This window comes from Synergistales bacterium (assembly GCA_021736445.1).
In the GTDB taxonomy this organism is placed as follows: Bacteria; Synergistota; Synergistia; order Synergistales; family Aminiphilaceae; genus JAIPGA01.
Genome location: JAIPGA010000099.1, coordinates 1 through 8,244 on the forward strand (window position 1 = coordinate 1; position 8,244 = coordinate 8,244).

An 8,244-nucleotide genomic window follows, 5' to 3' on the forward strand; every position below is an offset into this window, starting at 1 on the left:
GAGAAGGACCACCTCGTCGCCCACACCGACCCCGGCGAGGTCGGTGACATCCACCATCATCTGATCCATACAGACCTTCCCCAGAATGGGCACGGAGCTTCCGCCGATCAGCACCTTGCCGACATTGGAGAGCAGCCGGGGATAGCCGTCGGCATATCCCACGGGGAGGGTGGCCAGCTGTGTGGGACGCTCGGCGACATAGCTCGCCCCGTAGCCCACCGGCGAACCGGCGGGGATCTCCTTGAGATAGACCACCCGGGTCTTCCAGGAGAAGACCGGCGACAGGGGCACATCCTGCCAGACCTCCCTGGAGGGAAGGATCCCGTAGAGCAGCAGACCGGGGCGCACCATGTCCCAGAAGGTGTCGGGCAGATCCAGGATGGCGGCGCTGTTGGCGATGTGGCACAGCGGCGACAGGCCCTCTTTCCGCAGGGCGGCCACGGTGGTATGGAAACGCTCGTGCTGCTCCCAGGATGGCGTCTTGTCGGCCTCGTCGGCCCGGGCGAAGTGGCTGAACACCCCTTCCAGCTCGAGCCACTCCAGCCCCTCAAACATGCCGGCGAAGCGGGGCGCCGCTTCGGGGGGGACGCCGATCCGGTGCATCCCCGTATCCACCTTCAGATGGGCGCGGCCCTTCCGGCCCCGGCCGCGGAAGGCCCCCTCCAGCGCCCGGGCGCTCTCCTCCTTGCAGACCGAGGCGATGAGATCGTGCTCGGCGTAGAGGTCGATCTGGGAGGGCAAGGCCTCGCCGAGGACATGGATGGGGACGGTGATCCCCGCCTCGCGGAGCTCCGCACCCTCCTCGGGGATGGCCACGGCGAGCCGCTCCACACCGAGGCGTTCCAGCAACCGGGCCACCGGCACGCTCCCCGCGCCGTAGGCGTCGGCCTTGACCACCCCCATCACCGCCGTCTGAGGCGGGACAAGGCGCCGCACCGTCTCGTAGTTCCGGGCGATGGCCCTGAGATCGATCTCGCACCAGGTGGGCCGTGTGGTCAGGGATTCCATGGCGTCAGGACCACCCTCTGAGACGGATGGCGGCGGCCACCCGCTCCAGGGCGTAGGCCCAGGCGGCGGTCCGGAAGGTAGTGGACCGTTCTTTTGCGGTCTCGGCGGTCCGCCGGTAGGCGCCGACGATCCGCTCTTTCAGTTTGGCGAAGACCCGCTCTTCGTCCCAGTAGTCGCCGCTCAAACCCTGGATCCGCTCGAAATCGCAGACGATGACGCCGCCGCAGTTGGCCAGGATGTCGGGGATCAGGGTCACGCCCTGCTGGGCCAGCAGCGTATCGGCCTCGGGGGTCACCGGGCCGTTGGCCGCCTCCACGATGATCGAGGTGTCCAGCTTTCCGGCGTTGCCGCTGTGGATCACATCCTGGACGGCGGCGGGGATCAGCACATCGCAGGACTGTTCCAGCAGCTGATCCCTGTCGAGGGCCTCGCCGCCGGGGAAGCCGGCCACACTGCCGCGGTCCGCCACATAGGCCGACAGCGCCTCGGCATCCAGGCCCCTTTCCGAGCGCACGGCGCCGGCCACATCGCCGACGGCAACAATCCGGAATCCTTCCTTCTGCAGGTACTCGCCGGCGATGCCGCCCACCTGGCCGTAGCCCTGGATCACCACCGAGGGGCTGCCCGGCAGGAGTCCTCTGTCGCGGGCCGCCTCGATGGTACAGAGGGCCACCCCCTGGCCGGTGGCCTCGAAACCGCCCAGCGAGCCGCCCACCTCCCAGGGCTTGTCGTTGATGGCCGCAGGGCTGTGGAAGCCCGCCACCTGTTCGTACTCGTCGAGCATCCAGGCCATGGCCTGCTTGCCGGTGCCGATATCGGCGCCGGGCACGTCGGACCAGGCCCCCCGGGGGCGCAGCCGCCGCACAAAGCCGCGGATGAGCCGTTCGTACTCCCCTTCCGAGAGCTCCCGCGGGTCGGCCTTGATCCCGCCCTTGGCCCCGCCGGCGGGGATCCCTGCCACGGCGTGCTTGACAGTCATGAAAAGCGACAGCGCCTTGACCTCCTCCCGGGTGAGATCGGGCATCACCCGGGTGCCGTCCTTGGTCACGCCCAGGGCGTCGCAGTGGTGCGACCGGTAGGCGGTGAACAGCCGCTTCGATCCGTCGTCCATACGCACAGGGATGACAAACTCCGTAAAGCGCTGCGGCATCCCCAGCCGCTCGCGGATCTCCGGTTCCAGACCGATCTCGTCGGAGGCCCTGTCCAGATAGAATAATGCGCTCTCCCATACATTCGGCATTGCGGTTCCTCCTTCCACTACTCCACCTCGGGCAGGTAGAGATCCTTCGGCCCCTTGCCGGAGCATTTCAGCCGGGGTGCCCGACGCTCCATGACCTCCTGGAGGATCTGGGCGATCTTCACCTTCTGCCGGATGAACTCGGCGTGCCAGCTCTCGGTGACCCAAGGCTTGTAGATATCCGCCTCGGCGGTGCCCGGCTCGATCTTGAAGTAGACCGGCGCACCGACCCGGACGATCTCCGGGGCGTCGTAGGCCCGGTACATCCCGCCGAAGGCATCGACGATGATCATGTAGACATCCAGCGGGATGTCTACGGCGCTGCGGATACTGGAGAGGATCGGCAGCGAGACGTCCGACAGGGGATTCAGGCTGTCCGCCCCGAACCGCTCCACCACCCTGGCGCCGGCGGGACTGCAGTAGCCGCCGAAGACGGACCATTTGAATGTGGTGTCTCTGGGGATAAAGCCCTCGGCACGCATCCTGGAGACGATCTCCAGCGCGCCTTCGTCGTAGACGAGGAAACCCCGGATCCCGGCCTCCAGGTTGCGCATCATGTCCTCGATCCAGTAGGCCATGTTGTCGGAGCCCCTGTGCCGGAATCCCTGCATGGCCCCCTCGCCGGTGGAGATCTCCTTGGACTCCACATCGAAGGCCTTGCGGTGCCCCATGGTCATCACCAGCTCGATCTGCTCCTCCCGGGCGATCCGGGCCATCTCCCTGATCTCCTCGAAATCGCAGTAGCTCGACCCGCCGACGGTGCAGATGGCCCTGTGGACGGTGACGCCCCGGTTGGCCGCCTCGTCGACCATGGCCTTCATGGTGCTCAGCCGCTCCACCCCGGCGATCTCGATCCTGTAGTGGGCCCCGTCGGGGAAGCCCTTTTCGGAATCGGGCAGCCCCCAGCCGTCGCGGCCCGGGATCCCCATCCCGTCCATGAATTCCCTGATCTCGTCAAGATGCTTTGCTTCGAACATCCTCTGTCATCCCCTTTCCGGCGGCTCCAGCATCTTCGCCGCTATATCGATATGGTTGTAGAGGCAGCGCTTCGCTCCTCCCCTGTCCCCCGCTTTCAGGCGGTCCAGAATACCGTAGTGCACCCGGGCGGACTCCTCCAGATGGTCCTCGAACATCAGATCCTGCAGCATGGCCAGACGGATCTGGTTGGCCAGATTGGTGAGAATGGAAAGCGACTAATTTCGGTCCGAGAGCTCCCAGAGATAGCTGTGGAAGGCCATGTCCTTCTGGGAGAAGGCGATCATCAGGTCATGCTCACGGCCGTCGGAACGGACCACCTCCACGAGATCCCCGATGAGCGTCTCCGCCCGCTCCAGCTCGGAAGCACCGAGACGGCCGCCCTCGATGAGCTCGTCGTAGACCCGGCACTCCAGCATATACCGGATATCCACCAGTTCGGCCATGTCGTCCCGGTCGAAGTGGGGGACGAAGATCCCCTTGCGGGGGATGGAGACAAGCAGCCCCTCCTTGACCAGCTCCCGCAGCGCCTCCCGTACCGGCGCACGGCTGATGTGGAGCTCCGCGGCGATCTCCGATTCCATAACGTGCTGGCCGTGCCGGTACCGGCGCTCCACCAGCAGCCGCCGGCGGATCTCCGCGGCCACACGCTGCCCCAGGCTCTTGTGTCCCAACTGTCGTTCCAGCCCCGCCGTCACCAACCCCACCCCTCCTGTGTCGTTTGTCGACAATATATGATAAAGACACGTTCCCGTCAACGTCCGGCGTGACGCCGCTCCCCGCTGCCTCTATAATAGTTGGAGCAGGTCACGTAGGAGACTGCTGATCCTGAAAGGATGGTGAACGAGATGGCGCACATTACCGTCTTCGGGGCCGGGAGCTGGGGAACCGCCATGGCCAATGTGGCCGCCGGGGCCGGCCACGATGTCTGCCTCTGGAGCCGGAGATCCCGGATCTCCCGGGCCATTGCGGCGACGGGGCGCAACCCGGACTATCTCAGGGAGATCGACCTCGCTCCCTCGATATACGCAACCTCCAGCATCGCCGAAGCGGCGGTCTTCGCCGACCGCTGGATCCTCGCCGTGCCGAGCCAGGCCCTGCGGGGGCTGGCCGAGAAGCTCAATCAGCTGGCGTCCACCAGGATCCGGATCTGCAACCTCGCCAAGGGGCTGGAGATCACCACGGGCAAGCCGCTCTCCCAGGTCTGCCACGAGAGTCTGCCGCGGGGGGTCTACAGTACGCTCTCCGGGCCGAGCCACGCCGAGGAGGTCGCCCTGGGCCGGCCCACGGCGGTGGTGGTGGCATCCTGTCTCTCCGAGGAGGCCTTCGAGTGGCAGGTGATCCTGTCGGGGCAGAACTTCCGGGTCTACACCAGCGACGATGTAACGGGCGTGGAGATCGGCGGAGCGGTGAAAAACGTCATCGCCATCGCCGCCGGTATGGCCGGCGGCATGGAGATGGGCGACAACACCCTGGCGGCGCTGGTCAGCCGGGGGCTTGCCGAGATCATGCGCCTCGGCGCCCACCTCGGGGCCCACCCCATCACCTTCGCCGGGCTCGCCGGCGTGGGGGATCTGATGGCAACCTGCTACAGCGAACTGTCGCGGAACTACCGCCTGGGGCGGGCCATCGCAGGGGGCGACAGCCCCGAGGAGGCCATGGAGCACCTGGGGCAGGTGGCCGAGGGCTACTACACCGTCCGGGCGCTGAAGGAGCACGCCGAACGCTACGGCGTGGACATGCCCATCTCCATGGCGGTCTACCGGGTGCTCTACGAGCAGATGGAGCCCTCGGCGATGCTGGAGGAGCTGCTGCTCCGGGAGCCCAAGCCGGAGGTCTCGCCTGAGATCAAGTGGGCCTTCGGCGGGAAGCCCTGCGGCGACGGATAAGGCTACCGAAACCGCCGGGGCGGGGCTCCGCGAAAAAATCCGCCCCGGCGCACCGCACCATCCACCCCACGGAACAGGAGGAATCCGCCTGTGAAACGTTCATTTCTCGCGGTTTTGACGGCACTGCTCCTTCTCGCCCTGCCGGCATGGGCGACCGCGGCAGACTATGTGGTCCTCGCTCCGGAGTCCGCCGGCAGGACGGCCAACCGGGTCTGCTTCCGGCGTCTCGCCGCGGAGGCGGAGGGGATCGAAACGGCCGCCCTCTACAGCCACATCGGCGGCGCACTGCTCACCATGGCTCCCGAAAGAGCCGAAGCGCTCCGGGCAGACCGCCCCGACCTGACGGTCGTCCCCGCCGACATCCGCCTCGAGGCGGCGACACTGGGCGGGGGAACGCCGGTTCAGGGGAAGGCCATCCAGACGCCCTGGCACGTCCGCTGGGCCCAGGACGCCGGACTGACCGACGGGCTCTCCGCCGGAGACTGGGAGGGGGTTCTCGTCGCCGTCTTCGACACCGGCCTCGACAGCCACGCCGACCTGGAGGGCCGCATCCTCTGGGACCGCGCCTACAACGCCTTCACCCGCGAGAGCGGTGAAGCCGCCGTGGACGACGAAAAGGGGCACGGCACCTGGGTCGCCGGCGTGATTGCCGGAGCCGAAACGGGCCTGGTCCCCTCGGCGGACGTGATCCCCTTCAAGGTGGCCGACAGGAAGGGCGAGCTCTTCCTGGAGGAGCTGACCGACGGCTTCGACCGTCTGGTGGAGCTGAAAGAGCGGCATTTCGACGACCGACGTATCCTCCTCAACCTCAGCTTCGCCAGCGACACCACCAGCTACTACCAGACCGAATGGGCCGAATACTTCCACGGCATCTTCGACCGCTGCAGCGACAGGGGGATCCTCTTTTTCGCCGCGGCGGGGAACGACAACGTGCGCATCGACAACAGCGGCGCCTATGTCTACCCCCCCAGCCTCAGCGATCGCGTCTTTGTCAGCGTCGCCGCCACCGACTCGGCGGGGCTGCGGGCCTCCTTCTCCAACTACGGGCCGGCCTTCGTGGAGGTGGGCGCGCCGGGGGAATCCATCACCACCACGGACTTCAACGGCGGCGACTACACGACCGTGGACGGCACCTCCTTCGCCTGTCCCGTGGCCACGGCCGTGGCCGCAGCCGCCTGGGCGCGCTTCCCGGATCTGGAGGTCTGGCAGGTGCGGAATCTCCTGATCAACGCCGTGGAGGATCCCCGCTGGCTCGCGGAGAACCCCTCCGGCGGCGGCCCGCTCCCGATCATCGCCGGCGACGCCATGCGGCCCGCCCGCGTCACCGACAGCGCCTTCGCGGCGGAGGCCAGAGGCGACACCCCCCGGGCCATCGACATCGCGCCCGAGGACGGCGGGGGCGGCTGCTCTGTTTCCTCTATCCCGGCCGCCCAGCTGCTCCTGCTCCTTCCGCTTCTGCTCTCGGTCCGGCGGAGGCGATAGCCCACAATAGCGTCTCTCCGGCCGAGGCACCCCGGCCGGAGAGACGCATGTTTCCCGCACACACACTGTAGCTTTACTGCTCCAGCAAGCCCTGCCGCCGGAGCATCTCCACCACCTTCCGGCTGCCGCCCTGGAAGGCGTAGGCGGCGAGCCCTTCCGCCGGAACCGGCCGCACCCCTTCGGCCCGGCCTCCCCGTCTGCCCAGCCGCCAGACCTCCAGCCGCACCCGGTGATTGGTGAAGCTGTGCCGCACCGTCCCCAGCCCCTGTTCCGGTTCCACCTGGAGGCCGTGGCGCTCCCGGAAGCCGCGGCGCAGGGTTTCCTGCAGCGTTTCTTCGGCGGTCCGCTCGAACCACGGGAACTCCCAGAGACCGGCGAAGAGGCCGCCCGGCGGACACCGCCGGATCCACAGACCGCCCGGATCGACCAGCACCCCCAGCACCGCCTCGATCCGCAGGATTGCGGGCTTCGCCTTCCCTGCAGGCCGGAGCCGCTCCGTCCCCGCCGCTCTGGCCCAACAGCGGGACACAATGGGACAGGCAGCACACCGCGGTTCCCGGGGGCGGCAGATCAGCGCGCCGAGCTCCATCACCGCCTGGGAGAAGGCCCGGGGATCCAGGCCGCTTCCCATCTCCTCCAATGTCTCCACGACACGGCTCTGCAGTGTCCTCCCGCCCGCCGGCGCGGCGTCGTCGAGCAGCCGGGCCGTCACCCGCACCGCATTGGCGTCGCAGACCACATCGGGCTCCCGCCAGGCGATACTGCGGATGGCGGCCGCCGTGTAGGGCCCCACGCCTGGCAGCGCCAGCAGTTCTTTCCGGGAACGGGGGAATCGGCCGCCGTGGCGCTCCACCACGATCCCGGCCGCCCGGTGGAGGTTGCGGGCCCGGCTGTAGTAGCCCAGCCCCTCCCAGGCCTTGAGGATCTCCGCTTCCGTGGCGGCGGCGACGGTCTGCACGTCGGGGAAGCGCTCCACCCAGCGGTTGAAGTACTCCACCCCGCGGGACATCTGGGTCTGCTGGAGCATGATCTCCGAGAGCCAGACATGGTAGGGGTCGTAGCTCTCCCGCCAGGGAAGGCTCCGGCCCTCCTGTTCAAACCAGCGCACCAGCGCGGCGCCGGCGGACCGCAGGGCGGTCACGCCCCGTCCAGACCTTCCGGCCGCATCCGGCGGGGCGGACAGGGCGACCCGGCGATCAGCCTCCCCCGATGACGCCGCCGGAGCTGTCCCATCGCTCAGACATCCTCCTCTTCCTTCCGCAGCATCCCCACCGCCAGCGAGGCGGCACCCAGCAGCGCCGCATCGTCGCCCAGAGAGGCAGCGACAAGGGGAACCCGCCCTTTCAGCGGAGAGGCCAGACAGGGCTCCACCCGACGCTGCAGGGCCTCGACCAGCCCCTCCGCCCGGCTCATCCCGCCACCCAGCACCACGGCCTCGGGGTCCAGAAGATGGACGATGGAGGCAATCCCCCGGGCCAGCAGATCCAGCGTCTCTTCCCAGATCGCGCCGGGGCCCTCCTCGTCCCGCCTCTTCCAGAGCGCTTCCGCGTCCGGCGGGAGCCCCCGCGCGCGGGCCTTCCTCTCGATGGCGTCGGCGGCGGCCAGGGTCTCCAGATGCCCCTTGCCGCCGCATCCGCAGGGGGCGTCGCCGCC

The 8,244-nt window shown here is 68.2% G+C and carries 9 protein-coding genes; 2 read left to right on the forward strand and 7 right to left on the reverse strand.

Annotated elements, in window-relative coordinates; translation table 11 throughout:
* From alr to K9L28_10990, 5 genes are all read right to left on the reverse strand, one after another.
* On the reverse strand, positions 1-1,008 hold a 1,008-nt coding region (alr, locus tag K9L28_10970; protein ID MCF7936850.1), incomplete at its 3' end, for an alanine racemase.
* 4 nt (positions 1,009-1,012) lie between these two features.
* Positions 1,013-2,248, reverse strand: a complete 1,236-nt coding sequence (locus K9L28_10975; protein MCF7936851.1) for a Glu/Leu/Phe/Val dehydrogenase — start codon at positions 2,246-2,248, stop codon at positions 1,013-1,015.
* A 17-nt stretch (positions 2,249-2,265) separates the two neighbouring features.
* A complete protein-coding gene (locus K9L28_10980) occupies positions 2,266-3,222 on the reverse strand; it encodes a hypothetical protein (GenBank protein MCF7936852.1) in 957 nt (318 codons plus the stop codon).
* Between the two features lie 6 nt (positions 3,223-3,228).
* Positions 3,229-3,393 (reverse strand): hypothetical protein, encoded by a 165-nt coding sequence (locus tag K9L28_10985; GenBank protein MCF7936853.1) that lies wholly within the window; start codon positions 3,391-3,393, stop codon positions 3,229-3,231.
* Between the two features lie 45 nt (positions 3,394-3,438).
* On the reverse strand, positions 3,439-3,918 hold the full coding sequence (locus tag K9L28_10990; protein MCF7936854.1) for a GntR family transcriptional regulator: 480 nt from the start codon (positions 3,916-3,918) through the stop codon (positions 3,439-3,441).
* A gap of 150 nt (positions 3,919-4,068) precedes the next feature.
* Between K9L28_10990 and K9L28_10995 the strand changes: the two genes are divergently transcribed.
* Positions 4,069-5,109, forward strand: a complete 1,041-nt coding sequence (locus tag K9L28_10995) for an NAD(P)-dependent glycerol-3-phosphate dehydrogenase (protein MCF7936855.1) — start codon at positions 4,069-4,071, stop codon at positions 5,107-5,109.
* A 90-nt stretch (positions 5,110-5,199) separates the two neighbouring features.
* The gene (locus K9L28_11000; protein MCF7936856.1) at positions 5,200-6,591 is read left to right on the forward strand and encodes a S8 family serine peptidase; all 1,392 of its coding nucleotides are present in this window, start codon (positions 5,200-5,202) and stop codon (positions 6,589-6,591) included.
* Between the two features lie 73 nt (positions 6,592-6,664).
* On the opposite strand, the gene K9L28_11005 is transcribed toward K9L28_11000, so the two are convergent.
* Positions 6,665-7,732 carry an A/G-specific adenine glycosylase gene (locus tag K9L28_11005; GenBank protein MCF7936857.1) on the reverse strand — a complete coding sequence of 356 codons (1,068 nt, stop codon included), beginning with the start codon at positions 7,730-7,732 and terminating at the stop codon, positions 6,665-6,667.
* Positions 7,733-7,827: 95 nt separating this feature from the next.
* On the reverse strand, positions 7,828-8,244 hold a 417-nt coding region (locus K9L28_11010; protein MCF7936858.1), incomplete at its 5' end, for an ROK family protein.

Bases quoted from the DNA above. Each gene is read 5' to 3' on its own strand.
- K9L28_10975 (MCF7936851.1), bottom strand. From the start codon at position 2,248: ATGCCGAATGTATGGGAGAGCGCATTATTCTATCTGGACAGGGCCTCC.
- K9L28_10980 (MCF7936852.1), bottom strand. From the start codon at position 3,222: ATGTTCGAAGCAAAGCATCTTGACGAGATCAGGGAATTCATGGACGGG.
- K9L28_10985 (MCF7936853.1), bottom strand. From the start codon at position 3,393: ATGCTGCAGGATCTGATGTTCGAGGACCATCTGGAGGAGTCCGCCCGG.
- K9L28_10995 (MCF7936855.1), top strand. From the start codon at position 4,069: ATGGCGCACATTACCGTCTTCGGGGCCGGGAGCTGGGGAACCGCCATG.